This is a genomic window from Mesorhizobium sp. NPDC059054 (genome assembly GCF_042739215.1).
In the GTDB taxonomy this organism is placed as follows: Bacteria; Pseudomonadota; Alphaproteobacteria; order Rhizobiales; family Rhizobiaceae; genus Mesorhizobium.
In genome coordinates this window covers 43,264-70,143 of the sequence record NZ_JBHYHV010000003.1, presented here as the reverse complement: position 1 = coordinate 70,143, position 26,880 = coordinate 43,264, and the positions used below count along the sequence as shown (strand labels likewise).

The 26,880-nt window shown below is 64.2% G+C and carries 23 protein-coding genes and 1 riboswitch; of the genes, 7 read left to right on the top strand and 16 right to left on the bottom strand.

The genetic code is table 11. The features are described from left to right. Nucleotides 1-288: 288 nt before the first annotated feature. A complete protein-coding gene (locus tag ACFWXH_RS13820) occupies nt 289-6,978 on the bottom strand; it encodes an autotransporter outer membrane beta-barrel domain-containing protein (RefSeq protein WP_379121083.1) in 6,690 nt (2,229 codons plus the stop codon). Nucleotides 6,979-7,285: 307 nt separating this feature from the next. Here ACFWXH_RS13820 and ACFWXH_RS13815 point away from each other — a divergent pair, with 307 nt between their 5' ends. Continuing rightward, nucleotides 7,286-7,558, top strand: a complete 273-nt coding sequence (locus ACFWXH_RS13815) for a hypothetical protein (RefSeq protein WP_379121081.1) — start codon at nt 7,286-7,288, stop codon at nt 7,556-7,558. A 102-nt stretch (nt 7,559-7,660) separates the two neighbouring features. On the opposite strand, the gene ACFWXH_RS13810 is transcribed toward ACFWXH_RS13815, so the two are convergent. Then, nucleotides 7,661-8,476, bottom strand: coding sequence for a hypothetical protein (locus tag ACFWXH_RS13810; RefSeq protein ID WP_379121079.1), 816 nt, complete (start codon nt 8,474-8,476; stop codon nt 7,661-7,663). 109 nt (nt 8,477-8,585) lie between these two features. After that, nucleotides 8,586-9,740 carry a helix-turn-helix transcriptional regulator gene (locus ACFWXH_RS13805; protein WP_379121077.1) on the bottom strand — a complete coding sequence of 385 codons (1,155 nt, stop codon included), beginning with the start codon at nt 9,738-9,740 and terminating at the stop codon, nt 8,586-8,588. 183 nt (nt 9,741-9,923) lie between these two features. On the opposite strand from ACFWXH_RS13805, the gene ACFWXH_RS13800 reads away from it, so the two are divergent. After that, nucleotides 9,924-10,142, top strand: a complete 219-nt coding sequence (locus ACFWXH_RS13800) for a hypothetical protein (protein WP_379122251.1) — start codon at nt 9,924-9,926, stop codon at nt 10,140-10,142. Here the strand turns inward: ACFWXH_RS13800 and ACFWXH_RS13795 are convergent. Together ACFWXH_RS13795 and ACFWXH_RS13790 are read right to left on the bottom strand one after the other, a co-directional pair. Next, on the bottom strand, nt 10,051-10,317 hold the full coding sequence (locus tag ACFWXH_RS13795) for a DUF1127 domain-containing protein (protein ID WP_379121075.1): 267 nt from the start codon (nt 10,315-10,317) through the stop codon (nt 10,051-10,053). The genes ACFWXH_RS13800 and ACFWXH_RS13795 overlap by 92 nt on opposite strands. A 58-nt stretch (nt 10,318-10,375) precedes the next feature. Beyond that, on the bottom strand, nt 10,376-10,834 hold the full coding sequence (locus ACFWXH_RS13790) for a DUF3237 domain-containing protein (RefSeq protein WP_379121073.1): 459 nt from the start codon (nt 10,832-10,834) through the stop codon (nt 10,376-10,378). A 98-nt stretch (nt 10,835-10,932) separates the two neighbouring features. Here ACFWXH_RS13790 and ACFWXH_RS13785 point away from each other — a divergent pair, with 98 nt between their 5' ends. Further along, complete coding sequence (locus ACFWXH_RS13785; protein ID WP_379121070.1) at nt 10,933-11,790, top strand: LysR family transcriptional regulator; 858 nt, start codon at nt 10,933-10,935, stop codon at nt 11,788-11,790. A 37-nt stretch (nt 11,791-11,827) separates the two neighbouring features. Here the strand turns inward: ACFWXH_RS13785 and ACFWXH_RS13780 are convergent, their stop codons facing one another. The 3 genes from ACFWXH_RS13780 to ACFWXH_RS13770 form a co-directional block, all read right to left on the bottom strand. Beyond that, a complete protein-coding gene (locus tag ACFWXH_RS13780; RefSeq protein WP_379121068.1) occupies nt 11,828-12,652 on the bottom strand; it encodes a class I SAM-dependent methyltransferase in 825 nt (274 codons plus the stop codon). A 205-nt stretch (nt 12,653-12,857) separates the two neighbouring features. Next, complete coding sequence (locus ACFWXH_RS13775; protein ID WP_379121066.1) at nt 12,858-13,496, bottom strand: class I SAM-dependent methyltransferase; 639 nt, start codon at nt 13,494-13,496, stop codon at nt 12,858-12,860. Between the two features lie 3 nt (nt 13,497-13,499). Further along, on the bottom strand, nt 13,500-14,303 hold the full coding sequence (locus ACFWXH_RS13770; protein WP_379121064.1) for an alpha/beta fold hydrolase: 804 nt from the start codon (nt 14,301-14,303) through the stop codon (nt 13,500-13,502). A 197-nt stretch (nt 14,304-14,500) separates the two neighbouring features. Here ACFWXH_RS13770 and ACFWXH_RS13765 point away from each other — a divergent pair, with 197 nt between their 5' ends. Then, complete coding sequence (locus ACFWXH_RS13765; RefSeq protein ID WP_379121062.1) at nt 14,501-16,039, top strand: alpha/beta fold hydrolase; 1,539 nt, start codon at nt 14,501-14,503, stop codon at nt 16,037-16,039. Nucleotides 16,040-16,330: 291 nt separating this feature from the next. On the opposite strand, the gene ACFWXH_RS13760 is transcribed toward ACFWXH_RS13765, so the two are convergent. The 5 genes from ACFWXH_RS13760 to ACFWXH_RS13740 all read right to left on the bottom strand — a co-directional run bounded on the left by ACFWXH_RS13760 (nt 16,331) and on the right by ACFWXH_RS13740 (nt 21,569). Continuing rightward, complete coding sequence (locus ACFWXH_RS13760) at nt 16,331-17,803, bottom strand: nucleobase:cation symporter-2 family protein (protein ID WP_379121060.1); 1,473 nt, start codon at nt 17,801-17,803, stop codon at nt 16,331-16,333. Nucleotides 17,804-18,165: 362 nt separating this feature from the next. Beyond that, nucleotides 18,166-18,585, bottom strand: coding sequence for a hypothetical protein (locus tag ACFWXH_RS13755; RefSeq protein ID WP_379121058.1), 420 nt, complete (start codon nt 18,583-18,585; stop codon nt 18,166-18,168). Further along, nucleotides 18,575-19,450 (bottom strand): leucine-rich repeat domain-containing protein, encoded by an 876-nt coding sequence (locus tag ACFWXH_RS13750; RefSeq protein ID WP_379121056.1) that lies wholly within the window; start codon nt 19,448-19,450, stop codon nt 18,575-18,577. The genes ACFWXH_RS13755 and ACFWXH_RS13750 overlap by 11 nt, the downstream gene beginning before the upstream one ends. A gap of 577 nt (nt 19,451-20,027) precedes the next feature. Continuing rightward, on the bottom strand, nt 20,028-20,759 hold the full coding sequence (locus tag ACFWXH_RS13745; protein ID WP_379121054.1) for a phosphotransferase enzyme family protein: 732 nt from the start codon (nt 20,757-20,759) through the stop codon (nt 20,028-20,030). A 9-nt stretch (nt 20,760-20,768) separates the two neighbouring features. Beyond that, nucleotides 20,769-21,569, bottom strand: coding sequence for an MBL fold metallo-hydrolase (locus ACFWXH_RS13740; protein ID WP_379121052.1), 801 nt, complete (start codon nt 21,567-21,569; stop codon nt 20,769-20,771). Nucleotides 21,570-21,704: 135 nt separating this feature from the next. Next, a riboswitch (Fluoride riboswitch) is annotated at nt 21,705-21,767 on the top strand. A 49-nt stretch (nt 21,768-21,816) separates the two neighbouring features. Between ACFWXH_RS13740 and crcB the strand changes: the two genes are divergently transcribed. The 3 genes from crcB (at nt 21,817) to ACFWXH_RS13725 (ending at nt 23,239) form a co-directional block, all read left to right on the top strand. Next, nucleotides 21,817-22,248 carry a fluoride efflux transporter CrcB gene (gene crcB / locus ACFWXH_RS13735; RefSeq protein ID WP_379121050.1) on the top strand — a complete coding sequence of 144 codons (432 nt, stop codon included), beginning with the start codon at nt 21,817-21,819 and terminating at the stop codon, nt 22,246-22,248. 128 nt (nt 22,249-22,376) lie between these two features. Continuing rightward, nucleotides 22,377-22,751, top strand: coding sequence for an ArsR/SmtB family transcription factor (locus ACFWXH_RS13730; protein ID WP_379121048.1), 375 nt, complete (start codon nt 22,377-22,379; stop codon nt 22,749-22,751). Continuing rightward, nucleotides 22,748-23,239, top strand: coding sequence for an SRPBCC family protein (locus ACFWXH_RS13725; RefSeq protein WP_379121045.1), 492 nt, complete (start codon nt 22,748-22,750; stop codon nt 23,237-23,239). The genes ACFWXH_RS13730 and ACFWXH_RS13725 overlap by 4 nt, the downstream gene beginning before the upstream one ends. 147 nt (nt 23,240-23,386) lie before the next feature. Here the strand turns inward: ACFWXH_RS13725 and ACFWXH_RS13720 are convergent, their stop codons facing one another. Genes ACFWXH_RS13720 through ACFWXH_RS13710 form a run of 3 tightly spaced genes read right to left on the bottom strand, consistent with a single transcriptional unit; the run spans nt 23,387 to nt 26,651 of the window. Further along, nucleotides 23,387-24,664 (bottom strand): amidohydrolase family protein, encoded by a 1,278-nt coding sequence (locus ACFWXH_RS13720; RefSeq protein ID WP_379121043.1) that lies wholly within the window; start codon nt 24,662-24,664, stop codon nt 23,387-23,389. Beyond that, nucleotides 24,661-25,602 carry an ABC transporter permease gene (locus tag ACFWXH_RS13715; protein WP_379122203.1) on the bottom strand — a complete coding sequence of 314 codons (942 nt, stop codon included), beginning with the start codon at nt 25,600-25,602 and terminating at the stop codon, nt 24,661-24,663. Before ACFWXH_RS13715 ends, ACFWXH_RS13720 begins: the two co-directional genes overlap by 4 nt. Next, nucleotides 25,602-26,651, bottom strand: coding sequence for an ABC transporter permease (locus ACFWXH_RS13710; RefSeq protein ID WP_379121041.1), 1,050 nt, complete (start codon nt 26,649-26,651; stop codon nt 25,602-25,604). The genes ACFWXH_RS13715 and ACFWXH_RS13710 overlap by 1 nt, the downstream gene beginning before the upstream one ends. Nucleotides 26,652-26,880 lie beyond the last annotated feature (229 nt).

Sequence of the window (26,880 nt, the reverse complement as noted above, 5' to 3'; positions counted from 1 at the left end):
ATGCGGTGAAAACAAAAACTTAGAGCGCTTCCGCGTTTCCGTGAAAAACGGAAACGCTCTAGGTCAAGGTCATCGCAACAAAAAAGCCGCTGGGGATATCGCCCAACGGCTCTGCTGCCTCTTTCGAGAGGTCCCTTCAACGATCAACTCGCCAGTACATCCGTGGTCGGACGAAGGTGGAAGGGAAAACGCATCAACCTCTGACGGGGACGCGCTTACCGCCCCTATATGGAGGGCGATTGCGGTTTAATCAAGACGCCGGCCGTCCCCCATGAATCGCCCGCCTGCCTACCACTTGACCCGGAAGCCCAGTGTTCCCTTGATCGCGTTGCTGTCGCCGAAGCTCGCCAGGCTGGTGGCAACCGACCCTTCGCCATAGATCGAATATTTGTCGTCGTTCCAGTTGTAGGAGCCGCCGATGCCGACCTCGCCCCAGAACCGGTCGGTCCTGTTCGAGAAATCGACCGTGGCGACATCCACACGCGTGCCCTGCAGGAATTCGTAGCGCAGATTGGCCAGGCCATAGAGATGGCTGCGGGTGAGTGTGCCGTTGGCGGCGCTCCAGGAATTCTCCCGGTCGAGCGAGACGCCGAGCCGGCCGAGCAGGCTGTCGCCGTCTTCCAATCCGACACCGGCCCCGAACGGATCGACGAAACTGTCGAACTTGACGCGCGAGTAGGCCAGTTGCGCCTGCGGCGTCAGCGTCAGCCCTTCGCCGACCGCGAAGCGCTTGCCGGTTTCCAGCGACAGCGCGTAGCCGAAGCCGTTGTTGCCTGAAGCGAGCGCGCGGCCGGCTGTGCCCGATGCCAGGTCGCTGTCGTACCAGGTCAGCTGGGCCTGGCCGTCGAGATAGAGCCCGTCATTGCCGTACCAGGTCAACGTGCCGGCAAGACCGTAGCCATCGCTCGAAATGCTGCCGTCCCCGCTGGGGGCCGTCACATCGGTCTTGCCGTGCACATAGTGCATGGCGATGCCGCCGAGCAGGCGGCCGGCCTCGTTCTCGGTCAGCAGCAGGTCCAGGCCGCTCTGCAAGCGGAAGATGTTCTGGTCGTAGGTGGTGCCGCTGCTCGAGAAGGCGGGATCGATGCTGTTGTGCGCGCCCTCGATCCGGCCCCAGATGCCGCGACCCTCCTGCGAGGTTGGCGTGACGCCGTCCGGCACCGGGTTCTCGGCAGGCGCGTCGGCGCCCTCGGCCACCACATTGGCGCCGCCTCCGCTCCAGTAGCGGTTGCCGGTGCGCTGCTGCAGCGTCGGCAGGCCGTTCATGCCGAGCAGATGCTGCGGATAGGCCTCAAAGATGGGCACGCCCGGATTGAGCTGCGGCTCCTCCGGTTCCCCCGGCTCCGGCGGCGTCGGCTTCAGCTGCGAGCGCAGGTACCAGTCGCCGTCCGCCGGTGTCGAAACACCGCCCTGGAACAGGCGGTAGGCGTAGGCGCCGGCAACGATGGAGGGGTCGCCGTTGAAGGTGAAGTCGCCGACCAGCGAGAACGCGCCGGCCGAAGCGCCATCCACCTGGATCACCTTGATGCCCTGCGCCGTCGGCGCGCCGATGCCGCCCGCATTGACGACCTTCAGCAGGCTGGAGCCGGCCGTGTCGCCATTGATCACGAGCTTGTCGGTTGGCGAGTTGTCGCCGCCGAGAGCGGTGGCAAGCTGGACCGTGCCGCCATTGCCGGCATAGGCGCCGGAAACGGTGAGCGTCGTCCCCGGCTTGGTGCCGCCGAGGTCGACCAGGCCGGCATTGGACAGTGAAGCCACGGTCTGGTCGAAATCGTTGAGCGCCAGCGTGCCACCCGAAAGCACCGAGAAAGCGGAGGTCGGGCTGAAGATATCGGCGGCACCGGGCGCCAGCGTGCCGTTCTCGACGACCGTGGCGCCGGTATAGATGCTGGCGCCGGTCAGCGTCGTTACGCCGGAGCCGATCTGGTTCACGCCGCCCGATCCGGAAATGCCGTTGGAGAAGCTGAAGGCGTCCGAACGGTTGAAGGCGAGGATGCCGTTGTTGACGACGTCGCCGGTGATCGAACCCGAAGTGCCGCCATCGCCGAGCTGCAGGGTGCCGGCGTTGATCGTGGTGCCGCCGGTGTAGCTGTTGGTCCCGGTCAGCACCGTGGTGCCGGTGCCGTTCTGCTGCACGGCGCCGCTGCCGGAGATCACGCCGGCAAGCGTGAGCGTGTCGGAACGGTCGAAGGCCAGGACGCCCTCGTTGGCGACATCGCCGGTGATGGACCCGGAGGTGCCGCCATTGCCGAGTTGCAGCATGCCGGCCGAGATCGTGGTGCCGCCGCCATAGGTGCTGGCGCCGGTCAGCGTCAATGTGCCGGTTCCCGTCTTGGTGAGCGCGCCGGCGCCGGTGATGCCCTGGCTGAGCGTCGACTGGAAGCCCTGCGTGTCGATGGTGCCGCCGCCAGCATCGAGCGTGACGGCACGGGCCGCACCGACATCGAAGCTCGCGCCGAGGCGCAGTGTGCCGCCGTTGAAGGCGAGGGCGCCGGAAGCGGCGCCGAGATTGCCGTCGCTCGACGCCTGTACGGTGCCGCCATTGATGGCGGTACCGCCGGTGTAGCTGTTGGCGCCGTTGAGCACCAGCGTGCCGAGGTCGCTCTTGACGAGCTGGCTGTCGCCGGCAAGCACGGCATCGATCGTGGCCGTGTAGCCGGCGCCTGCCGCGGTGCCGTCGCCGACGCGGATGGTCGAGGATGGCGCGCCGGCCAGGGTCAGCGTGTCGCCCTGGATGACATAGCCGTCACTGGCGAACTGCATGCCGACGGTCCGCACCGCGCCGTTGCCGTTGTCGACCGTCACCGTGCCGGGCGTCGCCATGAACACGGCGAAGCCGCTGTCCTGCCAGGCCGCGTTGAGCGCGCCGCTCTGCTCGGTCCAGTTGTCCGAGGCGCCGGCGTTCTGCCAGGTGCCGTTGCCGCCATTGACCGCACCGTCATTCTTCGGACCGGCGTCGCCGTCCCAGAATGTGAGCTGAAGTCCGGTGGTGTTGACGAGGTTTACCTGCTTGTCGACCGAGGTCTGCACGAAGAAGGTGCCCGGCGGCGTGCCGGGCGGCAGGCTGGCGATGTCCAGCGTGTTGTTGGTCAGCGTGCCGCCATAGCTGATCACCCGGTAGATGCCGGGATCGAAGGAGCCGCCCGGCGTCAGGTTGACGTTGAGCTTGCCGTCGAGAGTGAGGTTGCCGCCGACCGTGGTCAGGTCGTTGAAGGCGCCGCCCACCGTGTTGGCCTGGCCGAAATTGTAGTTGAGGTTCGAGGTGTCGTTCAGCGCGAGCGCGCCGTTGATGGTCAGCGCGCCCGGCGTCGTGCCGACGTCGCCAGGGGCGAGCGTGCCGCCATTGGCGATGGTGACGTCGCCGCCGATCGTGCCGGTGCCGCCGATGGTGGCGCCTGCGTTGACAATCGTTGCGCCGGTCGCTGCCGTCTGGTTGCCGTTGACGATCAGCGTGCCCGCGCCGACCGTGGTTGTGCCGGTATAGCTGTTGGACCCGGTCAGCGTGGTGATGCCGGAGCCGATCTGCTGGACCGCGCCCGTTCCCGAAATCAGCCCGCCGAAGCTGATGGCGTCGGAACGGTCGAAGGCGAGCGTGCCGTTGTTGGTGACGTCGCCGGTGATCGAGCCTGACGTGCCGCCATCGCCGAGCTGCAGCGTGCCGGCGTTGATCGTGGTGCCGCCCGTGTAGCTGCTGGCGGCGGTCAGCACCGTCGTGCCGGTGCCGTTCTGCTGGACAGCACCCGTACCGGAGATCACGCCCGCGAAGGTGGCGGTGTCGGAACGGTTGAAGGCGAGCGTGCCGTTGTTGGTGACGTCGCCGGCAATGGAGCCGGAGGTACCGCCATCGCCGAGCTGAAGCGTGCCGGCTGAAATCGTCGTGCCGCCGGTATAGGCGTTGGCTCCGGTCAGTGTCAGCGTGCCGGTTCCCGTCTTGGTGAGAGCCCCGGCGCCGGTGATGCCCTGGCTGACCGTGGTCTGGAAACCTTGCGTGTCGACGGTGCCTCCGCCGGCATTGAGCGTGATGGCGCGGCCGGCATTGAGGTTGAAGCTGGCGCCGAGCTGCAGCGTGCCGCCGTCGATGGTCAGCCCGCCTGCCGCGGCGCCCAGATTGCCGTCGCTCGACGCCTGCACGGTGCCGCCATTGATGGCGGTGCCGCCGGTGTAGGTGTTGGCGCCGTTGAGCACCAGCGTGCCGAGGTCGGTCTTGACCACTTGCGTCGCCCCGGCGAGCACGGAGTTGACGGTGGCGGTATAGGCCGCGCCGCCGCTGGTGCCGTCGCCCACCTTGATGATCGATGTCGGCGCGCCGACCAGCGTCAGCGTGCCCCCCTCGATGACGTAGCCGTCGCTGGCAAACTGCATGCCGGCGGCGCGCACCGCGCCGTTGCCATTGTCGACGGTCACCGTGCCCGGCGTCGCCATGAAGATGGCGAAGCCGCTGTCGGCCCAGGGGGCGTTGACCGCGCCGGACTGGTCGGCCCAGTTGTCCGCCGCGCCGGCATTCTGCCAGGTACCGGTGCCGCCATTGACTGCGCCATTGTTCTTCGGGCCGACATCCCAGAAGGTGAGCTGCAGGCCGGCGGTGTTGACGAGGTTCACCTGGTTTGCCACCGAGGTCTGCACGAAGAAGGTGTTCGGCGGCGTGCCGGGCGGCAGGCTCGCGATATCCAGCGTGTTGTTCTGCAGCGCGCCGCCATAGTTGATGATGCGGTAGACGCCCGGATCGAAGGAACCGCCCGGTGTCAGGTTGACGTTGAGCTTGCCGTCGAGGGTGAGGCTGCCGGCGACATTGGTGAGGTCGTTGAAGGGCCCGCCCGCCACATTGGCCTGGCCGAAATTGTAGTTGAGGTTCGTGGTGTCGTTGAGCGCGAGCGCGCCGTTGACGGTGAGCGTTCCTGGCGTTGTGCCGACATTGCCCGGGGCAAGCGTGCCGCCGTTCGCAACCGTCATGCTGCCGCCGATGGTGCCGGTGCCGCCGATGGTGGCACCGGCATTGACGTTCGTGTCGCCCGTCGCGGCAGCCTGATTGCCGTTGACGATCAGCGTGCCGGCGCCGACCGTTGTCGCGCCCGCATAGCTGTTGGCGCCGGTGAGTGTCGTGATCCCGGAACCGATCTGCTGGACAGCACCCGTTCCCGAAATCAGTCCGCCGAAGCTGACCGCATCGGAGCGGTTGAAGGTGAGCGTGCCATTGTTCGTCACATTTCCGAGGATCGAGCCGGAGGTGCCGCCATTGCCGAGCTGCAGCGTGCCGCCGGCAATCGTCGTGCCGCCGCCATAGCTGCTGGCGCCGGTCAGCGTGAGTGTGCCGCTGCCTGCCTTGGTGAGTGCGCCGGCGCCGGTGATGCCCTGGCTGATCGTCGACTGGAAGCCTTGCGTGTCGATGGTGCCGCCGGCCGCGTTGAGGGTGAGGGCACGGCCGCCATTGAGGTCGAAGCTGCTGTTGAGCTGCAGCGTGCCGCCGTTGAAGGTGACGCCGCCGGAGGCCGCGCCGAGATTACCGTCATTCGAGACCCGGACCGTGCCGCCATTGATCACCGTGCCGCCGGCATAGCTGTTGGCGCCGTTGAGCACCAGCGTGCCGGAACCGGCCTTGGTGAGCGCACCGGAACCGGTGATGCCCTGTCCGATCGTGGACTGGAAACCTTGCGTGTCGATGGTGCCGCCGGCCGAATTGAGCGTGACGGCGCGACCGCCGGCAAGGTCGAAGCTGCTGTTGAGGCGCAGTGTGCCGCCATTGAAGGTCAGCGCGCCGGTGGCGCCGCCGAGCGCATTGTCGGCTGCCGCGGCCACGGTTCCCTGGTTGATCGACAGGCCGCCGAGGAAGGTGTTTCCGGCAGGAGCTGCCGGCGTCAGCGTCAGCACGCCGGCTCCCAGCTTGACCACCGACCCCGAACCGGTGATCTGCCCCGTATAGATGCCGTCGTCGCCCTGTGTGAAGCGCACCAGGCCGTTGTTCTGGACATTGTTGACGTTGGCCGAGGCCGGCGTTTTCGTCGGCAGGCTCTGGGCGCGCGCCTCCAATATGCCGGTCGGATCGACGATGAGATTGCCGGTATAGCCGGCATTGTTGCCGGTGAGCGCCAGCACCCCGTTCTTCACGGTGACGATGGTGAAGCCGCTGAGGCTGCCCGACACGGTCCACTGGCCCTGCCCGTCCTTGGTCAGGGTGGTGAAGTTGGTGATGCTACCGGGCAGCGTGTCGTTCGATCCGGCCGCTCCCTGCAGTGTCAGGTTGTTGGTTCCGCCGCCGCCGTTGATGGCGCCGGAAGCCGTCGAGGCCGCTTCGAAGATGAGGTCGTCATTGCCGCCGCTGAAGCTCAGATTGCCGAGGATCTTCGCCCCGGTGCGGTTGTAGAAGGTGATGCCGGAGCTGCCGCTGCTGCCCATCACATTGCCGCCGCCGACCTTTTCGATGGTGCCGTAATTGTCGACGACGTTCTTCCCGCCCGTGACCCGGTCCTCGAACCAGATGGCGGCGCTGTTGGTGGCCTGGATCAGCCCGTAGTTCAGGATGGTGTTGCCGAAACCGGTCGGGTTGATCGCTTCCGAATTGGTGGAGGTGCCCGACGCGATGATGCTGCCGCCGGCATTGATCGTCAGCGTGCTGTTGCTTCCGAATTCAACCGTATTGTTGCCGGTGTTCGAAGTGCCGGCCCCGTTCGGCGTGCCGGCGTTGTTGCGGACGGTGCCGTCGATTGTGATGGCGGCCCCATTGCCAAGGCTGATGGCGTTGTTGCCGGTGACATTGATCGTCGCGCCGCTGCCGACGTTGACAGTCCGGTTGTTGTCGCTCGGACCGGTGCCGACGCGGGTCGTATAGGGATTGGGGGCAGAGGTGTTGCAAGTCGTGACGCCGCCCGTGGTCGTGCAGTTGGCCAGGACGTTGGTCGGCAAAAGCAGAAGGCCCGATGACAATCCGGCAAGGCCACTCAGGAAGGTCGTCGACCGGATGAAGCCATATCGAGCCTGCCGCATGCGCGCCTCTTGCAACCTAGGGTAATGCCGATTCGGTTGTAGACAGCAGATTTTACGGAGGCAACTATTATTGGAAATAAAATCCAGTATTACCGAGTATCATTATATTAGAAAACTTCTAACTTATGAAATTTAGTTTGCAACTATAGTAATTCATGCCGATGATTGAAATGATATTTGAGATCATTATTATTTTATGATGTGCGAATCTTCTTGATTTCGGGAGATGGATTGGAGCCGCATTCATCTCGAGTGTCTTCGAGCGCGAGCGTGCTGCTTAGAGCATCTTGTAGCCAAGTGGGATCACTTGGCGTTGCAAAAATGCGGTGAAAACAAAAACTTAGAGCGTTTCCGTGAAAAATGGAAACGCTCTAGTGGTCGCGGCGGGCTCGTTTTCCGCCAGCGCTGCCGCGACGACGAAGTAGAAGACGGCGCTCGATACCGCCCGTCAGGCCATCGTCAGCGACACAAGGCCAAGGCGCAGAAGAAAGAGGCCAAGCTCGTGGCGAAGGCAGCAAAGGGCAAGGAATCGCCGGCAGAGCAGGGGGAAGCGCAGGATTCCCAGACGGAGTGTCAATGAGGCCTGATTGGCCTTGGGGAAACCTTGATGACGAAGGACAGCTCGGACCTGGCGAGCGCTTCGCCGGTGGTGATCGAAACGAGACGCCTTCTTGCGCTGCCACTACCGGCATTTGAACTTCAGCTTGGCCTGCAGCCTGACCTTCAACGAAGCCTCCAGCTCGCCGGCCTTCGCCAGCTTCTTCTGGTAATCCGCGAGAGCCTTGCATTCCTTCGTCGTGTCCTTCGACCCGGCCTTGGCAACCTGATCCGCCTTTTTGACCGGCGCGGCGCGCGCCGCCCTTTGCTTGCGCTGGCACACGTCCGCTCTGGCGGACGCTGCCTTTGCCAGCCTGTCGGCCTTTGTTTCCCGAATCGAATCCCCCATTAGCCTGAATGCCTCGGCGGCTTGCGAAAACCGCCCCGCTGCGGTCATTTGGTCGGCATAGGTGCAATATCGCGCAGCTGCGGCGCCTGCCGTCAGGAACGACCGCGCATCCTTCTCCCGTGCCGCGCGCTTCTTCTTCGCGTCGAGTCTGGAATAATCCGGCTCCGGGTCCTTTCCCGGATTTGGCGACTGGCTGGTTCGGATGCCCGTTCGCAGACTGGCATCCCAGTTGCAGATTTCCGACGTCGTACCCTGGCTGTAGGTCCCGCTCATGTCGTCACCGACGATCGTGCCGGTGAAATTGCTCACATTCCCGAAAGCGTTGGTCGTGCTGAACCGCACCGACCGTCCTCTCGCCGAGCCTGACGTGACCGTTCCGTTGGTGACGCCCCCGGAGATGCTCCCATCCCTGCCGACGGTGATGTTCAGGCTACCACTTCCCCAGGAACATCTGATCGCCCCTTTCCAGATGCCGGAGATATCGACGGCGTGCGCGTCGAGAGCGCCGAGCACCGACGCGCCGATGAATGCTATGCCCCCAAGCAATCGCATGATGATCTCCCGAAACCCGCTCAGGATTGCTGGAGGTGGAGCCCGATTGCACGCCCCATTTGGGGCGGGCCGCTCTGGTCGTTATCCGATATACGAAACCGGCGAACGGCTAGCTGAAGCGTGACAGCAGAAGCATCAGATGGCTTTGGCGCGGCGAGTCCGTCTTGTGCAGGATCGATTTCATCCTCGTCCTGGCCGTCTCGACCGAGAGCTTCTGGCCGTTGGCGATTTCGCTCACGCTTTCGCCAGCCAGCAGCTTCCGGCAGAAGGCGATCTCCGCCTTGGTCAGTCCGAACAGCGGCGCGAGATTGGACAGCTCCGGCACCTCCTGCGCGGCGGGCTTGAGTTCCGTCACCAGGACCAGCACAAGCCGCCGTGGCGGCAGCAGAGTGAGGATGCCGCTTGTCTCCCCGCCCGCGTGCAGCGGTGCCAGCAGCACTTCCCAGGCGCTGCCGGCATCCCGGAAGGCAACGACCGAATGCCCGCTTTCGGCAGCGTTCCCGATTGCGCGCAGCATCTGTCCGAAGCGCGCATCGGCCTCCTTGTCGGAAAGCGAGACGCGGCCCCGAAGCGCCGAAACCGGGCTGCCCCGGGAGAACAGTTCGGCCGCCAGGGCGTTGGCATCGCGCACCGCACGATTGGTGTCCATCACGAAGGCGGCGCATCGCGGCCTCTCCAGCAGCGCCGCGCCCGACAAGGCCATTTCAGACCGTTTCCTGAGCAGCCGGGCCAGCGAGATCGACCTGTCCACGCTGCCTCTGACGCGGCTCAGCACCTCGACGGCGGCGGCTTCATAGCGATCCGACTTGGACAGCGGATAGTGCATCAGGAATGTCACGATCTCGCCTTGGCCGCCGACGAGCTTCAGGCCCGCGGCCGCCTCGACATCCTTCTGCGGCTTCAGCCAGTCGTTGTAGAATTCGGTGCGGTCGAAGGAGCGGGCCGGCGCCACCACTTCCGAGGCAGCAACCGTGCCGTTCCTGATGTTTTCCCAATAGGCCGTCCAGGGATTGATGAAGGCGAAGTGCTCCGCATAGGATTTGAGGAAATCGGGAGCGATGTTGTGCGTCGCCAGGAAGTTCAGGTCTGTCCGGCGATAGTTGATGTTCCAGAAAGCACCGAACGAGCCGGGAAAGGCCTGTGCCAAGGCTGTGGGAACATCGTTCCAGTCACCATCATCGAAAGCCGCCCGGTCGATGGCTTCGGAAACATCGCGCGCAATCGCAACGATGCGCGCTTCGTCGTAGTCGACAACAGCCCTCATCAAGCAGCGCCCCTTCGCTGCAACTTGCCCGTGTCTGATCTTGCCTGCTTTCGGTTGTTTTGACCACCCCCATTTGGAGGAGGCGCATCGGGCCCGCAACGTTTGAAGCCGCCGCTCTGATCGATTTTCTTGCCCTTCCGTTCGTGCTAAGGAGGAACGGTCAGGAGCGCTCCGCGGGGAAGCATGGGCGTACCATCGGGCAATGACCAGTGGTTGATCGGGGAACTCGAGCGGGCGGCGGACAATCTCGCCGACCTCGAGCCACACGACATCGCGATCCTGCTGCGGCGGGCCGCCTTGCAGCTTCAGATCAGGCCGACGGCATTCGATGTCGACAAGGCGCTCCAGTCGATGATGGACAATCTGGACCGCGCCTACGACGCGCAGCTGCGCGCGAAATAGCCGGGGCTTCAGCAGGCATCGGATACGCCTGACCGTCAAAGTCACTGCGCCGGAAGCCGAGGTCCTGCAGTTCCCTGTCGGTCAGGTCGCGCAAGTCCAGGCGGCTGCATCTTCTCGCTGCTTGTCGGTGGAACCAGTCCAGGATTCTCGGCAGATATCGTCGAGCCGTTTTCATCGGGTCGCTCCGACGCGTTGGGTATCCGGCGTGCGGTGTTCGGATGAGCCGAGACACATCAAAGGATCTCATGGACTTCATATTCCACACCGCCGGGACGCCTTCCGCCCGTGGCGACCGAGACGATCCTGTTCAGCCATTCATGGGTGGGTGCCGCGGTTTCGAAATAGGGCGTGGTCCGCAGGTAGTATTCGGCCGGGTCGACCGGTTCGTTGCGCCGCAGCCGCGCGTCGACCTCATGGGATGCGTGCCGGACGCCACGATAGGTCATCAGCACCAGGCCGCCATCGTCCGCCACAAGCAGCAGCCTGACGTCCTGCTGGAACGTGCCGTCAGGGCGGGCGAGAAGCAGGTCGGAACCGATCAGCGGAGAGACCTCGCCGCGGATACGCTCGCCGCGAAAATGGCCGCCCGAAACGGGGAAGATGCGTCGGCCGCCGGCCGGTGTCTGGCCGAGATCCAGGGTCGGGTGAAGCGAGATGAAAAGCGTGAACAGGTGCCGTGATTGCAGGGACATGCCCGATCTCCTATTTTGAATTCCGGGCCGACATCTGCGCTCAGGCTCTCCGCTTTCAAAACGCGCATTGCTTGTCAGCCTCACAAGAGAAACTGATCATGCGGCCATCGCTGGAGTCTCTGAGGGTCCTTGAAGCCTGCGTGTCGGCAGGCAGTTTCGCGCGTGCGGCCGAACGCCTGTTCCTGACGCCGGCGGCGGTCAGCCTGCGCATCCGCACCCTGGAGGCCGAGCTTGGACAGCCGCTGTTCGAACGCGTCGGCCGGCGCGTCGTGCCAACGGCTGCCGCCGCCACGCTGGCTGGCAGAGTCCAGGGAGCATTGTCCGGCATCACCGATGCGCTCGCTGAGTTTCAAGCTGCGACGCCGCCGCTTCGGCTGACGGCGCCGCCGACATTTGCATCACGCTGGCTCGCCCCGCGTCTGGCACGTTATGTTGCCCCGATACCATCCAGCATCGAGATCGATGTCTCGGCCGATGTGCGCGACCCTCATGCATTCGACGTCGCGATCAGAACGGGCCGCGGTGGTTGGGCCGGGCTCGAAGAGTACCGGCTTACCCCCGTCGACGTGACACCGATGGTGGCGCCATCCCTGCTGGGCAACCGAACCCTGAACGACGCACGGACGCTGGCTGATTTCGACCTCCTGCCGCACCCCGACTGGGAACGATGGTTTGCGGCAGCACAAAGCAAAACGCCGCCCGGCCTTCGCTTCGCCGCGGTCGACTATCCAACCCATGAGCTGGACGCCAACGCCGCCGTTGCCGGATTAGGCGTGGCGCTGCTGTCGCCGTCGCTGTTCAGGCCGCTTTTGACCTCCGGGCAGTTGATAGCGCCATTCTCCTGCGTATTAAGCGGACCGGCATGGCATTTCGCCCTGATGCGCGCGAATGATGCCCGACTGGCACCCCGGCAGCTCTGTGCCTGGCTGTACGATGAGGCGCAGAACGCTGCCTGAGACGGGCAACTGCCCTCGATGGAGAATTTCGCGGCCGCTATGCCCGGTGAATTCCGCGAACGGCAAATGCGCGTGCGCTCAGCCGGATCGAGCCGTCGTGCCCGATGGGCAACGTGGCGTGGAGCCGGTCGCGCAGCGCCGTCCGCCCCTCGTCGGAAAGCGTGCCGCAATAGGTCGGCGCCGGACCCTGCCCACCGAGAAAAGGCGACCAGTAGTCGTCGAAGGTCTTGAACACGCTCGGCACCTCGATGGCCCGACACTCCACCTGTTCGAAGCCGCAATCGCGAAACAGCGAAAGCAGGGATGCCGGGTTGCAGTTCGGGAAACGCCGCGCCTCGTCGAGCTGTTCCGCGGCAGGATCGAGAGCAGTCGCCGCGTCCCAGAAATGCCGTATCAACTGCATCCCTTCGGCGTAGTCCCAGACGTAAGCGGCCGCTGTCCCGCCGGGACGCAGCACGCGCTTCATTTCAGCCACCGCCAGTGCCGGAATCGGAATGAAGTTGAGCACAAGCGCTGCGGCCACGGCCTCGAATGCGCCATCGGCGAACGGCAATGCCTGTGCATCTCCCAGGCGAAACGTCGCACGCGGATCTTTCGTCCGGTCCTGGGCGTAACCGAGGAAGCCGTCGGACGGGTCGAGGCCCGTGACGCCGGCAGGCGCCGCGCGTGAGAGAATGGTTTGCGTCAAGGCTCCGGTGCCGCAGCCCACGTCCAGCCATTGCATCCCGGCGGGCAGCGCCAGCCAGTCCATGAATTCATTGGCGACGAGCCGGCTCCAGCGGCCGACAAAGGGTTCGTAGGCATCTCCGATCGCCCAGACATCGGAGCGACCTACGGGTGCCGTGGTTGCGGAATTCCCCATATGTGTTCTCCACCAGAGCAATTCCAGGAAAAGTGCGTAGCGGTTTTCCGTCCGGAATTGCGTAAAACAAAGAGTCAGAGCGTTTCCGCGTTTCCGTGAAAAACGGAAACGCTCTGGGTGCACGCAGGTTGGCTGGAAGCACAGCGTCTCACATGCGCCGCCGACCTGATGTGATCTTTCTCACGCTGCACTGACCGCATCAGTTCTATTCGGACCGTATGGCGATGCCCGCATAATGGCTGCCCAGCAGCCAGAAGGCGGGCGGAAATCGCTCCTGCCATGGGTCTCGAATGTCGAAGCGGGCACTCGTGACAAGCTGAAACGGATCGCGATTGAGATTGCAGCCCCCGGCAAGAGCACCCCAGGGGCGGTTCAGTCGATCCTGCAGCCTTCTGCGCCAGTTGGCATTCGCCTGCCCGTGTTCGAGGAAGATCAGCCGCCCATCGGGCTTCAGGATGCGCCGGATCTCCGCCAGCGCCGCCTCCGGCTCTGGAACGGTACAGAAGGCGTAGGCGACGACCACCGTGTCGGCGAAGCCATCCGCCAGCGGCATGCTTTCGCCGCCGGCCTGAACGCATTCGACATCGAACGCCAGGACGCGGTTCCGCCGTTTGGCCAAAGCGAGCATGGTCGCGTCGGGATCGACGCCGACGAGCCGCGTCACCTTGGCGGTATCGTAATGGGGAAGGTTCAGGCCCGATCCGAAGCCGACTTCGACCACCACGCCCTTCGCATGCGGCACCATGCGCCGCCGCATGCGCGAGAAGGCGTCCGACGAGCAGCCCGCGTGGACGAGATACGGCGCAATGCGTTGTCCGTACCAGGAGAGACAAGACCGGCACATGGCTCAGCTCCCTTCCGTGGTGCGGGCGCCGACACGCCGCAGGAATTCGTCGACCGCCGGCACGATCGTCTCGGCATCCAGAAAGGCCGTCACATGATTCTTGCCCGCCAGGGGCAGGAATTCGCCGCTTGCCAGTTCCGCGAAATTCCGGACGCCCTCCCAGCGTGGATCGAGCAGACCGGTGATCGCCAGTGCGGGGATGTCGAGCTTCGCAAGGGCCATCGAGAAATCCGGCCTGTCGCTGGCAAGGCTTGCCTGAACGGCGGCGAGATCGTTGGCCCGGATGCGCCGGCAGCTGTTCGGCGAAAGGTCCGGCACAAGTTGCTTCAGGAAGGCGAGCCAGGTCTCGAAGTCATCTGCGAGAGCGGCCCGCAAGCGGCTAAGGTCCTCCGCGAAGGGATGTGCTCCGTTGACGATCAGCGCGTTGACGCGATCCGGATGGTACGCGGCGGTGGCGAGTGCGACTGTGCCGCCCATGGAATGCCCCATGAGCGCGGCACGTTGGATGCCCGCGAAGTCGAGGACGGCAGCGACATCCGCGGCCTGCCTGCGACCCGAATAGGCGGCAGGGTCATGCGGCTTGCCGCTGCGTCCATGACCACGGCAGTCGATGAGGATCAGCCGCCATCCGCGCCTCAGGAACTGCTCGACGTAGCCTGCCTCGTGCCAGGACTCGCGGCTCTCGGTGACGCCGTGCAACAGCACGAGCGGCTCGCCGTGGCCGAGGTCTTCATAGGCTATCGGGACGCCATCTTCGGCAACGGCCTCGGAAAGGCGGTGAGGGTTGAGAGTATTGACCGGTGACATTTCTCGCTCCAGAAAATCTTCGGGGCGCGCGATCGGCCCGAAGTCGTGGGGAGCCAATAGACGGCCGGCGTCCCCTCGGCGTCCCCTGCCAGAGCAATTCCAGGAAAAGTGCGCAGCGGTTTTCCGTCCGGAATTGCGTAAAAACAAAAAGTTGGAGCGTTTCCGACAAAATAGGAAACGCTCTGGAGTGCGGATCGATGGAGCGATTGGAATTTCGGCTTCTGGGCTTTCCGGAATTCCGCATGAACGGGCGGCGGGTGTCGCTTGCCTTGCGCAAGGCAGCCGCGCTCCTCATCTTCCTCGCCGAGGCCGGTGGATCCGTCTCGCGCGAGACCGCGGCCACGCTGCTGTGGCCCGACGCCGACGAAGAGACCGCCCGGGCGCGCCTTCGGCGCACGCTTTACAAAATCCGCGGCGCCTTCGGCAGCGAACTCGTCGCTGCAAGCAGCACCACGCTCAACCTGCAACCGGCGCTTTCGGTGGAGGTCGACACCAGGACCTTCGAGCGCGCCTGCGACCGCGGCTCTCTTGAAACCGCCGTCAATACGTACACCGGCGACTTTCTCGCAGGCTTCGCCCTGGAGGGCTGTCAGGAATTCGAGGAATGGGCGTTCTTCAGGCGCGAGGCTCTGCGCAGCCGCCTGACACAGGCGCTGGAGCGCCTGATCGAAACCCGGCTCGCTGCCGGCGATGCTCGCACGGCGATCGTGCATGCGACGCGACTGGTGGGACTGGATCCGCTGAGCGAAAGCGCGCACCGTCATCTGATCCGCGCCCACCTGGCCGCCGGAGACAGGGCGGCCGCCGAGCGCCAGCTCGAAGCATGCGCCCGGCACTTGCGGGATGAGCTCGGCGTGCCCCTCGACCCTGCCACCGCTGCCTTGCTGCAGGAGCCGCGCAAGGCCACCGAAGCGCCGCGAACGCGTTACGTCGAAGTGGAAGGTATCCACCTCGCATACCAGACCGTCGGCAATGGTCCGCTGGATATCGTACTCGTTCCCGGCTTCGTTTCGCATGTGGAACGGATATGGGAGGACAGCCGCTGCCGTTCGTGGATCGCGGCGGTTTCGCGTATCGGTCGCCTCATCCTGTTCGACCGGCGCGGCGTCGGTCTGTCCGACCGCGTCGGCGCGCGTCCCACCGTCGACGCGACCGCGAAGGACATATTGGCGGTGATGGACGCGGCCGGAAGCCGCCGCGCTCTCCTCGTCGGGTCTTCGGAAGGTGGACCCGGCTGCATCCGCTTTGCAGTCGACCATCCCGATCGTCTCGTTGGGCTCGTCCTCTGGGGTTCCCTGGCCAAGGGCAGCCGCACACGCGACTACACCTGCGCCTTGACCCATGAACAGTACGACCTCTGGAGGCGCCGCCTGATCGCCAACTGGGGTGGACCGGCCGAGATCGAGACCTTTGCCCCGAGCCTGGTCGGAGACCGCCAGGCGGAAGCCTGGTGGGCCGGGTTGCTGCGGGCGGCGTCCAGCCCGGGCGCCGTGACGGGCGTGCTCGAAGCGCTGCGCGACACCGACGTCCGCCACCTGCTTGCAAGGGTCTCGGTCCCGACAACGGTTCTGCATCGCTCGGGCGACCGCGCGGTCCACGCGGAGTCGGGCCGGTTCCTTGCCGCGAAGATCCCCGGTGGACGGTTCGTGGAAGTGGCCGGCGACGACCACTGGTTCTGGGTCGGCGACCAGACCCCGCTCCTGCGTGCTATCGGCGAGTTTGCGGGACGCCGCTGACGGCTCGGGTTGCGCAAAATCAGGCTTCGCTTGCATCCTGTCTGCCGACTGGATCTGGCAGGACGCGAAGCTATGCGCGAAGCCACCCCCACCCCTAACCCCTCCCCTCAAGGGGGAGGGGAATTGGCGGGCGTTTGCACTTGGCAAAAATCGTTGCCGGTTTCGCTTGGCGCGACCCAGTCCCCCTCCCCCTTGAGGGGAGGGGTTAGGGGTGGGGGTACCTTCATGGAAAGGGGTGGGAGTACGCCCGTGCCGATGGGGGTATTGCCCGCGCCCGCTACCGCGAGTGCTTCAATGCTCGTGGCCGACGATCGGAACCGGCTTGCCGGTCGAATCGTAGAGCTTGCCGTCGAGGAAATAGTCGCCCTCGTGCAGGCAGGCGATGTCCTGGTAGCGCAAGGTGCGTTCCATGCCGGCGACGAACACCGATTGCTGGTCGGAATTGCCGGTACGGAAATGGTTGAACAACAGGTTCATGGCGATCGCCATCACCGCCGAGGAGCTGATCCCGGAATGGAAGATGGTGGCGAACCAGGCCGGGAAATGTTCGTAGAACTGCGGCGCGGCGATCGGGATCATGCCGAAGCCGAGCGAAGTCGCCACGATGATCAGGTTCATGTTGTTGTTGTAGTCGACCTTGGAGAGGGTGCGGATACCGCTTGCGGCCACCGTTCCGAACAGCACGACACCGGCGCCGCCGAGCACGGAAGGCGGCACCGCCGCGATGATCCTGCCCATCACCGGCAGCAGCCCGAGCGCGATCAGGATCGCACCGGCGCAGGCCACCACATAGCGGCTCTTCACGCCGGTGACGGCGACAAGCCCGACATTCTGCGCGAAGGCGCTCTGCGTGAAGGAGCCGAACAGCGGCGCCAGCGAGCTCGACAGCATGTCGGCGCGCAGCCCGTCGCCGAGGCGGCGGGAATCGACCTTGGTGCCGATGATCTCGCCGACCGCCAGCACGTCCGCCGATGTCTCGACCAGCGTCACGATGATGACGATGAGCATCGAGATCGTCGCCGCCACGCCGAACACCGGCAGGCCGAAATGGAAGATCGTCGGCAGGGCGAAGAACGGCCCGTCCGCGACCTTGGAGAAGTCCGTCATGCCGAGTGCCGCGGCGACGATCGTCCCGATGATCATCGACAACAGGATCGAAAGCCTGGAGATCGCGGCACTCCCCAGTTTGCTGAGCAGCAGCACGATCAGCAGCGTCAGTGCCGCCAGGCCGATATTGGCCATGCTGCCGAATTCCGGAGAGGCGCTGTTGCCGCCCATCGCCCAGCGCGCCGCGACAGGCATCAGCGTCAGCCCGATCGTGGTGATGACGATGCCGGTCACCAGCGGCGGGAAGAATTTGGTGATGCGGGAAAACACCGGCGTGATCAGGAGGCCGATCAGGGAGGCCACGATCACCGCTCCGAACACCTGAGGCAGTCCTCCGCCGCCGGTCACGATGGCCGTCATCGTGGCGACGCCCGCAAAGGATACGCCCTGCACCAGCGGCAAGCGGCAGCCGAAGAAGGGCACTCCAAGGGTTTGCAGCATCGTGGCGAGCCCGCCCGCAAACAGCGAGGCGGTGATCAGGAGCCCGATGTCGTTCGGCGAAAGGCCGGCAGCCTGGCCGACGATCAGCGGCACCGCGACGATGCCGCCATACATCGTCAGCACATGCTGGAAGCCGTAGGCAAGGTTGGCGAAGAGGCCGAGATGCTCGTCCTCCGGCCGGTGCAGTTCCTGCACCTGCGATAACGTTGCGGTCAAACTGGTCTCCTCCCCTGCTTGAACGAAATACGCAGCTTTATCTTCGAGGACATGGGGACAGGAGAGTAGGCCTGCTTTCGGCGAAGCAATTTAAAGCTGAGGGCGGTAATCGGGCCGGGGATCGGGGCTGCCTGAGTGCCAATATGGAGGCTGGGGGATGACCGGGATGGGGTGGAAAGCGGTCAGGCAGCTTTCCAATTGGCTGGCCAAGATCGTCCGATGGTTTTAACGCCGCACGTTTCATCCCCGTCATCGGCTTTCCGGACCGTCAGTATCCCTGAACGGCACCGAGGATTCGTGGACGCTGCCGGTGTTCTCGTTATCGGTTAATTTCCGAGGCTCGGACGCAGTTCGCCGACCTGTCAGCGCCGTCGATAACGACCGCAATAGGTCATAGTTGCAGTCGTGCGAAACGTGAAATCAAAGCCTCCGAGCGCTCTTTCATCGATCACGATCAGGGTGTTCGAACGCGCCGGAGCCAAGTCGTTGCATCTGCCGACGTCATCAGCATCGAGCAGTGAGGCAAGATAGCCCCAGTTCACTTCGGAACCAGTTGGCCCGGTGCCCCATATCGTCTCCACGAAATCTCCATCGAGATAAGTAAAGCCCTGTTCGGCTCTCATCGGCCACGATGGATTGCGAGCCTCCCAAGCCGCGTACTCCTCGTCTGATGCATCTTCGCCCGGCTCCGGCTCCCATTGCTTCTGCGAGAAAGCCAAAGCATCCGCTTCACTCGGGAAGACCGCGAGAAAAATATGCAGGTGACCACCTTCAGCTTCCATTGGCACGGGCCCATGCGAGTGCTTCGATCGTCTGCTGCGGGTTCTTCAACTTGGCGATGCGCTTCAGCTCCTTGTCCTTGAACGGATTGCCGGAAATATGGAGGCCGAACGGGCCACTTCCTGCTTTTTCTTCGAGCATGGTGAGCTTTCCGAGTTCCTTCGGCAGCGTCTCCAGCTTGCAGTTCCGAAGTTGGAGACTGAGCAGTTTGGTGAGCCGCCCTATATGCGGGGAGAGCGCCTTGAGCGAATTCCCCTCAAAATCGAGTTGAATGAGTTCGGCCAGGCCAAAAACCTCATCCGGGATATTGTGCCGGAACGAATGTCCAAGCAACAAGCTTCGAAGGTTCGGGAAATTGGCAAGGTAGTCTTCGGGGATCTCCAGCCATTCGGTGCGCTCCAGGCCAAGCGTCCTGATGCTGGTTGACGGTCGGTCAAGATACGGCAGTCTGGTAAGTGCGCTGCGACCGAGATAGAGGCCCTTGAGACCTTCCATTAACAGGAGCGATGCTGGCACCTCGCGCAGAGGATTTCCAAAAAGCGACAACTCTTCAAGCCGAAGCACCTCCACAAACTGCTCGGGAATGGTCTCGATCCGGTTGTCCATCAGGAACAGAAACGTAACGCCGTCCGATTGGTAGAGTTCATCGGGAACCTTGCGCAGCTTCAGACTGTTGAGGTCGAGCGTATCGTGCGAATGCCGGCTGAGCAGGTAATCGAGATCATTATCGTCCGGCCAGTCATCCAGCGTCGCAGGGTCAGGCCGACCTGCCGCGCGCCAGGCGATGCGGTCAAGTGCGAGTTGATAGCCCTGAGCAGGCGTCAGATCATCGGGGAGTTCGGTTTCCCATGGCGCAATCCGCTTCATCGCATTTTACCCCGCGTAAAGGTTGGTCGTGGCTCATGGGTTGAAGGCAGGTGCTTGTAGAATCCACGCTCGCCGCGTTTTAGGACGGTCTACCCAAAACCTGCGACAGATATGATCCAAGACAACAGCGACCTGCAAGGTCCGCTCCAAGCGTTCTCGCCTCCTGCCATGAACGGCCGAAATGAGGGTCGGTTGCCGAATGGCGGCTTTCTCGCAGGAGGCGTGCCAAGTCGTAGGACGCGCCCCTGGAAGCCAACCCGCTGATCCCTGGCCTGCCGAGATGCGCGATCCATGTCCCTACTGCGCCGTCTGCCACCGGATTTTCGACCAGGTCTCGCGCCGTGGCCTGGTCATTGTGATAGGCCCAGCCGACCATCGGGTCGGCAAGTTGCCGCGCCGGAATATGCCCGACATCTCAGAAGAACAGGTAGTCACCTTCATCGGTCCTGAGGGCGTAGCCTTGCCTTGCGGATTGTCCGCTTTCGAGCCGAAGCTTCTGAAGCTGAAGCCGGGTTCAGTTCGCCTTGGAGAAGCGCCACGGAGAGAGCACGCAGGTGTCGCACAGGAAAGCCTCCGGTTAAACGGCCCGAACCTCGGCAAGCCGCCTGACGGAAAAGTCGTCCTTCCAGCAAACCGCGGCCTCCCAGGCGGCTGAGGCCTGATGGGCGATATCCCATGCGTCCGGGTCAAGATCGGCGGCATTGTGGGGCAGTTCAAGGTCGAGATCGGGAACGTCGACATGGGACTCGTCCCAGTCGATGAGCGCGACCCGATCCTCCGTCATGAGGATGTTGCGTGGGTTGGCATCGCCGTGGACGACGCATGTCGGGCGGCCTGCAAGCCGCGCCCAGGCCGCCCGGCATCGGGCAACGCCCTCGGCCGGCATCGCGGTGAGATCGATGCGCGTTCCCCGGTCGGCTTTCAGCAGGTCGGTGGAGGATCGCCAGCCCGGGCGCTGCGGCCAGTCCTGCGTGAGCCGGTGCAGCTCCCGCAGCGTGTCGGCCACGCGGCGCCAGTCGCGCTCCGTCTCGGGCGGCCCGCCTTCCAGGTATCGCATCACCACCAGGCCATCGACGAACAGCCGGCCGTCCACCGTCGGGATGGGGATCGGTACCGTCATGCCGTTTCGGTCAAGGTGTTGGAGAAGATCCATTTCCCAACCGAGATCAGCGTCGCTCCGTGTGCCGAGGCGTGCGATGGCAAGCCGCCCGTCGATCCGCACGCTCCAGACGTCGTTGGCGACCCCACCCGTCAGCCGCTTCAGTCGGGTGGCGTCTTTCCCCCAATATGCGAGTGCTTCCCATCCCATTCGCAACCTCTAGCCGGCCGGCTCGTAGGTATAAGCCCCATCCCTGGAGGTCAGCCGGCCGATCCCCGGCCTGCCGAGATGCGCTCCGGCGATCCATGTTCCCTGGCTTGCTGCCTGTCGCAGGATTTTCGACCGCGTCTCGCGCGCCGTCGGCTGGTCGTGGTCATAGGCCCAGCTGACCGTCGGATCGGCAAACTGCTTTGCCGGGACATGTACGACATCCCCGAAGAACAGGAAGTCATCCTCATCGGTCTTGAGGGCGTAGCCCGTGTGGCCAGGGGCATGGCCCGGCAGCGCGACCGCCTGCAATCCTTCTTCCAGTTTCTCGCCATCTCGAACAGGTTTCACCAGAGGCCGGAATGGTTCGAGATGCGCTTTGGCAAAAAAGCCCTCGACCGCCGCTTCGTTTATCACGATCGTCTTCAGCTTCGGCAAAAGCCCGCGGCCGTCGGGCGTCAGCAGCCCGCTGACGTGGTCTTCATGGGTGTGCGTCAGCGCCATGGTTGTGATCGAAGCCGGATCGATCCCGGCCTCTTCCATCGCCTTCTCGAGGTTGCCCATGCTGGGCTCCCAACTCCCGCCGGCGCCGCAGTCGACAAGAATGCTCTGCACGGTTGGCCCCGTGACGACGAAACAATTGACGGACAGACGAACCAGATCGTCGGCCTTGACGGTCGCCGGGAAGGGATTGTCGTCGGCGTCCCTCAACAGGCTCGCTTCCATGTCGACATGGCCATCCGAGAGCGACCAGATGCGCCATCCTCCGGATGTCGCGGCTAACACGTCAACGCTGTGGGAGAGGACTTTCATGCTGCACCTGTCACGGTTCTTCTGCCTTGGCTTCTACAACATCCTTGCACGAATTTCAGTGCGCCGGCGATGCGCGGCGGGTTGGACGGTCTTGCTGCGCGAGGCCTTGCAATAGCGCGTCCCTCACGCCAGACTGGGAGCGATGGGAATGGAGTTCTCCCGAAACCGCCGCTGATGGCTGATGACTCCTGCTGCGCAACGACGCGGTGGGAGTCTGTCTCGATCCTGCCGCATGGAAGGATCGAAAATGTCGTTCACCAATTGCCTCGTGGTCATGCTCGGCGGCGCGCTCGGAACACTGGCGCGCTATCTGGTGTCCTGGCTGGCCCTGCCGATCAGCGGTCAACTGCCCTGGGGCACCATCATCATCAATGTGACCGGCTCGCTGCTGATCGGTTTCTTCGGCACGCTCACCCTTGCGCAGGGGCGCTACCCGGTGTCCGAGGGGTTGCGGCTGTTCGTCATGATCGGCATCTGTGGCGGCTACACCACCTTTTCCTCCTTCAGCCTGCAGACCCTGGATCTGCTCAGGTCCGGCGCGGTCTTTCGAGCGGCAATCAACATTGCCGCCTCGGTCGCGCTGTGCACCGCGGCTGTGGCGGCCGGGCATCTGATCGCCTCATATCTCAACCTCGGCGAGGTCCGGATCGCGCAGACGGTTCTCGAGGAAGATGCCTGAACGGTACGGCGAGCGGATCCACGCCAGTCTTTCGCAAGACAAAACACTAAGGATTTGACCTAAGTATATTGCCGGGTTATGACGCTGCCCCGATCGCAGGTCTCTTGCAGGTTTCGAAGGGTTAGGACATGACACCGCAAACGCGCGGCGGCTCGCAGCCGCAGATGCCCAATCCAGCCGTCGTGGACAGCATCTTTCGCGCTTTGTCCGATCCGACACGCCGCAGTGTCCTGGAACGGCTCTCCGCACGCCCCGCTTCGGTGAGCGAACTTGCCGCTCCCTACGGCATGGCACTGCCGTCTTTCGTCGAGCACCTGAAGGTTCTGGAAGGGAGCGGCCTGGTGCGCTCGCACAAGGCCGGGCGGGTGAGAACCTACGAACTGGCTCCCGATCAGCTCAAACTTGCCGAAGACTGGCTCGGACGCCAGCGACGGTTCTGGGAGCGCCGGCTCGACCGGCTGGACAGCTATCTGCTTAAACTGAAGGAGGAAGGTACCCAATGACATTGCCCAAGATCACGATCGATCCGAAACTCGACCTCGTGCTGGAACGCGAACTCGACGTGCCGGTGGAACTCGTCTGGCGTGCCTGGACGACGCCCGAACATCTGCGCCACTGGTTCGTCCCGAAACCCTGGACGATCACGGCCTGCGAGCTGGACGTGCGTCCGGGCGGAGCGATGAACTTCACGATGCGCTCGCCCGAAGGCGATGAATTTCCCAACAGCGGCTGCTATCTCGAGGTGAAGCCGTTCGAACGCCTGGTCACCACCGACACGCTGCTCGGCGGTTATCGGCCGTCGCCCAATCCGTTCTTCACCGCCGTGCTGGATTTCGCCAAGAACGGTGAAGGCACGCGCTATCGCGCCGTCGCCATCCATGGCGAGGAAGCCAGCCGCCAGAAGCACGAGGAAATGGGCTTCCACGACGGCTGGGGCACCGTCATTTCGCAGATGGTGGAATACATCAAGGCCGGCCGCATGGCCGGCTGACCGCGGCTCGAACGTCCGCTTATACCAACGGTCATCCTGGATGACCGTTGGAGCGCGCGCCAATTGACTGTGTTCTTGGGCACGGCGCCCGTTGGCGCGAAAGCCAAGCGGCCGGATGAGCCGTGCCGGCGATTGAGGTGTCTGGAATTACGCCTTGTGCCGGCGGTTGATGGACGACGGCCGCCCGGCGATGTTCAGCGCCGTGTCGCGCTTCGGCCGCTCAGCCACCACCTTGCCCTTCGCGATCACGCACAGCCTTTCGGCGCGGAGCCGAATGGCCTCGATCGGGTTGCCGGCATCCAGCATCACCATCGAGGCGGTCTTGCCGACTTCCATGCCGAGGTGGTCCAATCCCATGATGGCGGCGTTGACGTTGGTGACCATGTCGAAGCAACGCGCCATGTCGGCGGGCGATGACATCTGCGCCACATGCAGGCCCATGAAGGCGACGTCCAGCATGTCGGCGGTGCCCAGCGAATACCATGGGTCGAGCACGCAATCCTGGCCCCAGCCGACGCGGATGCCGGCCTTCAGCATTTCCGGCACGCGCGTCATGCCGCGGCGTTTCGGATAGCTGTCGTGGCGGCCCTGCAGCATGATGTTGATCAGCGGATTGGGGATCGCCGACACCTGCGCTTCGGCGATCAGCGGGATCAGCTTCGAGACGTAATAATTGTCCATCGAATGCATCGAGGTCAGGTGCGAGCCGGCGACGCGCCCCTGCAGGCCGAGCCGCTGCGTCTCGTAAGCAAGCTGTTCGATATGGCGCGACAGCGGATCGTCGGTCTCGTCGCAATGGATGTCGACCATCAGCCCGCGCTGGGCGGCGATCTCGCAGAGTTCCGTCAGCGAGCGCCTGCCGTCTTCCATGGTGCGCTCGAAATGCGGAATGCCGCCGACGATGTCGGCGCCGAGGTCGAGCGCGCGGATGGTGTTTTCGCGTGCGTTGGGCGCGCGGTAGAGTCCGTCCTGCGGGAAGGCGACGAGCTGCAGGTCGATGTAGGGCGCAACCTCCTTCTTCACCTCGAGCAGGGCCTCGACCGCCAGCAGGCGGTCGTCGCAGGTATCGACATGGGTGCGGATGGCGAGCAGGCCCATCGACACGGCCCAGTCGCAATAGGCGAGCGCGCGCTGCTTCACCGCCTCATGCGTCAAAAGCGGCTTCAACTCGCCCCATAGCGCGATGCCTTCCAGCAGCGTGCCCGAGGCGTTGATGCGCGGAATGCCGTAGGACAGCGTGGCATCCATGTGGAAATGCGGGTCGACGAAAGGCGCCGACACCAGGTTGCCCGTCGCATCGATGACGCGGCCGGCTTCAGCCTCGATCTTCGGCTCGATGGCGGCGATCCTGTCGCCTTTGATGCCGATATCCGCGATGCGGCCGTCGGCCAGCGTTGCCGTCTTGACGATCAGGTCGAAATTCATCGCTCGCCTTTCTGGTAGGGGACCATGAGGGCCTTTGGATAGGTCGCCCGTCTTGCAACCACAATGAGGGCAAGGATCGAAAGCGCATAGGGCAGCATCAGGAAGACCTGGTAGGGCACCACGCCGCCGGAGAGCTGCTGCAGCCGGATCTGGTAGGCGTCAAAGGCGGCGAACAGGATCGCGCCGAGCAGCGCCTTGCCGGGCCGCCAGGAGCCGAACACCACCAGCGCGATGCAGACCCAGCCGCGCCCGTTGATCATGTTGAAGAAGAACGAGTTGAAGGCCGACATGGTCAGGAACGCGCCGCCGATCGCCATCAGCGCGCTGCCGGCCATCACCGCGCCCATGCGCATGGCGGTCACCGAAATGCCTTGCGCCTCGACGGCGCCCGGGTTCTCGCCGACCGCGCGTACGGCAAGGCCGAGCGGCGTGCGGTAGAGCCCCCAGGCCACCAGGATGACCAGAATGAAGGCGAGGTAGGTCAGCGGCGTCTGCGTGAACAGCGCCTCGCCGACGACAGGCAGCTTCGACAGGCCGGGCACGGCCCAGGGCTGGAACGGCTCGATCTTCGGTGGCGAGGTCACTTCCGGCAGGGCCAGCCGGTAGACATAATAGGTCAGGCTCGTCGCCAGCAGCGTCACGCCGATGCCGACGACATGCTGCGACAGGCCGAGCGGCACGGTGAGCAGGGAGTGCAGCAGGCCGAAGGCCATGCCGACGAGCGCAGCCACCAGTACGCCGGTCCACAGGTCCCCACCCATATAGACGGTGAACCATCCCGCGAAGGCGCCGGCGGTCATGATGCCTTCGATGCCGAGATTGAGGACGCCGGCACGCTCGCAGATGAGTTCGCCCATGGTGGCGAAGATCAAAGGCGAAGCGATGCGGATCGCGGCGACCCAGAAACTCGCGGTGAAGAGGATCTCGACGGCGTCCATCATTTCCACTTCACCCGGTATCTCGACAGCATGATCGCGGTCACCATGGTCAGCAGCGAGGTCGCCACCATGACGTCGGCAATGTAGCTCGGCACGCCGGCGCTGCGGCTCATGGCGGCCGCGCCCACGAAGATGCCGGCGACGAAGATCGCGGAGAACACCACGCCGATCGGGTTCAGCATGGCCAGCATGGCAACGACGATGCCGGTGTAGCCGAAGCCCGGCGACAGATCGAGCGTCAAGCTGCCCTTCAGCCCGGCGACCTCGGAGAAGCCGCCGAGTGCCGCGATGCCGCCGGACAGCAGCGCCGTCTTCATCAGCACGCCGTTGACCGGCATGCCGAGGAAGCGCGCGGCCTCGGCATTGTGGCCGACGGCGCGCATCTCGTAGCCGAGCACGGTCTTCTTCATCACGAACCACAGGCCGACCGCCAGTGCGACGGCGATGACGAAACCATAATGCAGGCGCTTGCCGGTGATGACGCGCGGCAGCTGTGCTTCTGCGATGATCTTGGGCGACTGCGGCCAGCCGAGCGCCATCGGGTCCTTGAGCACGCCTTCCAGCAGCATCGAGACGAACAAAAGCACGATGAAGTTGAGCAGCAGCGTCGTCACCACCTCGTCGACGCCGAAGCGCAGCTTTAGCCAGGCCGGCCCGGCCAGCAGCAGCGCGCCGCCGATGAGTGCGGCCAGCATCACCAGCGGCACCAGGATGATCGCCGGCAGCGGCAGCGCACCGGTGCCCAGCACCACGGTGATGATCGCGCCCATGTAGAGCTGTGCCTCCGCGCCGATGTTCCAGAGCTTGGCGCGGAAGGCGACAGCTACGGCAAGGCCGGTGAAGATCAGCGGCGTGGCGCGTGTCAGCGTTTCAAGGATCGCGAACTGCGAACCGGCCGCACCTTTCAGCACCAGCCGGAAGACCGAGAACGGATTGGCGCCGGCAAGCATCACCAGCACGCCGGCGATGACGAATGTCACGACGATCGCCGCGACCGGATAGAGGATCGACATCGCCAGCGACGGCGCTGGTTTCGGTTCAAGCCGCATGGTGTGGTCCGATGGGTAAGTGCGCCGGGTGCGAAGCGGCGAAGGGTGTACCCCCACCCCTAACCCCTCCCCTCAAGGGGGAGGGGGACTGGTCCACACCAAGCGAAACCGGCAACGATTTTTGCCTGGTGCAAACGCCCGCCAATCCCCCTCCCCCTTGAGGGGAGGGGTTAGGGGTGGGGGTACTCTCTGCAAAAAACGTGGAGATATTTTCGCCGCGCCGGACCAC

What these genes read in the sequence shown, in the direction of transcription:
- ACFWXH_RS13750 (WP_379121056.1), bottom strand. Translation starts at nt 19,450, where the DNA reads ATGAAGCGGATTGCGCCATGGGAAACCGAACTCCCCGATGATCTGACG.
- ACFWXH_RS13790 (WP_379121073.1), bottom strand. Translation starts at nt 10,834, where the DNA reads ATGTCCCTGCAATCACGGCACCTGTTCACGCTTTTCATCTCGCTTCAC.
- ACFWXH_RS13725 (WP_379121045.1), top strand. Translation starts at nt 22,748, where the DNA reads ATGACATTGCCCAAGATCACGATCGATCCGAAACTCGACCTCGTGCTG.
- ACFWXH_RS13715 (WP_379122203.1), bottom strand. Translation starts at nt 25,602, where the DNA reads ATGGACGCCGTCGAGATCCTCTTCACCGCGAGTTTCTGGGTCGCCGCG.
- ACFWXH_RS13770 (WP_379121064.1), bottom strand. Translation starts at nt 14,303, where the DNA reads ATGTCACCGGTCAATACTCTCAACCCTCACCGCCTTTCCGAGGCCGTT.
- crcB (WP_379121050.1), top strand. Translation starts at nt 21,817, where the DNA reads ATGTCGTTCACCAATTGCCTCGTGGTCATGCTCGGCGGCGCGCTCGGA.
- ACFWXH_RS13720 (WP_379121043.1), bottom strand. Translation starts at nt 24,664, where the DNA reads ATGAATTTCGACCTGATCGTCAAGACGGCAACGCTGGCCGACGGCCGC.
- ACFWXH_RS13740 (WP_379121052.1), bottom strand. Translation starts at nt 21,569, where the DNA reads ATGAAAGTCCTCTCCCACAGCGTTGACGTGTTAGCCGCGACATCCGGA.
- ACFWXH_RS13820 (WP_379121083.1), bottom strand. Translation starts at nt 6,978, where the DNA reads ATGCGGCAGGCTCGATATGGCTTCATCCGGTCGACGACCTTCCTGAGT.
- ACFWXH_RS13805 (WP_379121077.1), bottom strand. Translation starts at nt 9,740, where the DNA reads ATGAGGGCTGTTGTCGACTACGACGAAGCGCGCATCGTTGCGATTGCG.
- ACFWXH_RS13730 (WP_379121048.1), top strand. Translation starts at nt 22,377, where the DNA reads ATGACACCGCAAACGCGCGGCGGCTCGCAGCCGCAGATGCCCAATCCA.
- ACFWXH_RS13775 (WP_379121066.1), bottom strand. Translation starts at nt 13,496, where the DNA reads ATGTGCCGGTCTTGTCTCTCCTGGTACGGACAACGCATTGCGCCGTAT.
- ACFWXH_RS13785 (WP_379121070.1), top strand. Translation starts at nt 10,933, where the DNA reads ATGCGGCCATCGCTGGAGTCTCTGAGGGTCCTTGAAGCCTGCGTGTCG.
- ACFWXH_RS13780 (WP_379121068.1), bottom strand. Translation starts at nt 12,652, where the DNA reads ATGGGGAATTCCGCAACCACGGCACCCGTAGGTCGCTCCGATGTCTGG.
- ACFWXH_RS13810 (WP_379121079.1), bottom strand. Translation starts at nt 8,476, where the DNA reads ATGCGATTGCTTGGGGGCATAGCATTCATCGGCGCGTCGGTGCTCGGC.
- ACFWXH_RS13755 (WP_379121058.1), bottom strand. Translation starts at nt 18,585, where the DNA reads ATGGAAGCTGAAGGTGGTCACCTGCATATTTTTCTCGCGGTCTTCCCG.
- ACFWXH_RS13800 (WP_379122251.1), top strand. Translation starts at nt 9,924, where the DNA reads ATGGGCGTACCATCGGGCAATGACCAGTGGTTGATCGGGGAACTCGAG.
- ACFWXH_RS13795 (WP_379121075.1), bottom strand. Translation starts at nt 10,317, where the DNA reads ATGAAAACGGCTCGACGATATCTGCCGAGAATCCTGGACTGGTTCCAC.
- ACFWXH_RS13765 (WP_379121062.1), top strand. Translation starts at nt 14,501, where the DNA reads ATGGAGCGATTGGAATTTCGGCTTCTGGGCTTTCCGGAATTCCGCATG.
- ACFWXH_RS13710 (WP_379121041.1), bottom strand. Translation starts at nt 26,651, where the DNA reads ATGCGGCTTGAACCGAAACCAGCGCCGTCGCTGGCGATGTCGATCCTC.
- ACFWXH_RS13745 (WP_379121054.1), bottom strand. Translation starts at nt 20,759, where the DNA reads ATGGGATGGGAAGCACTCGCATATTGGGGGAAAGACGCCACCCGACTG.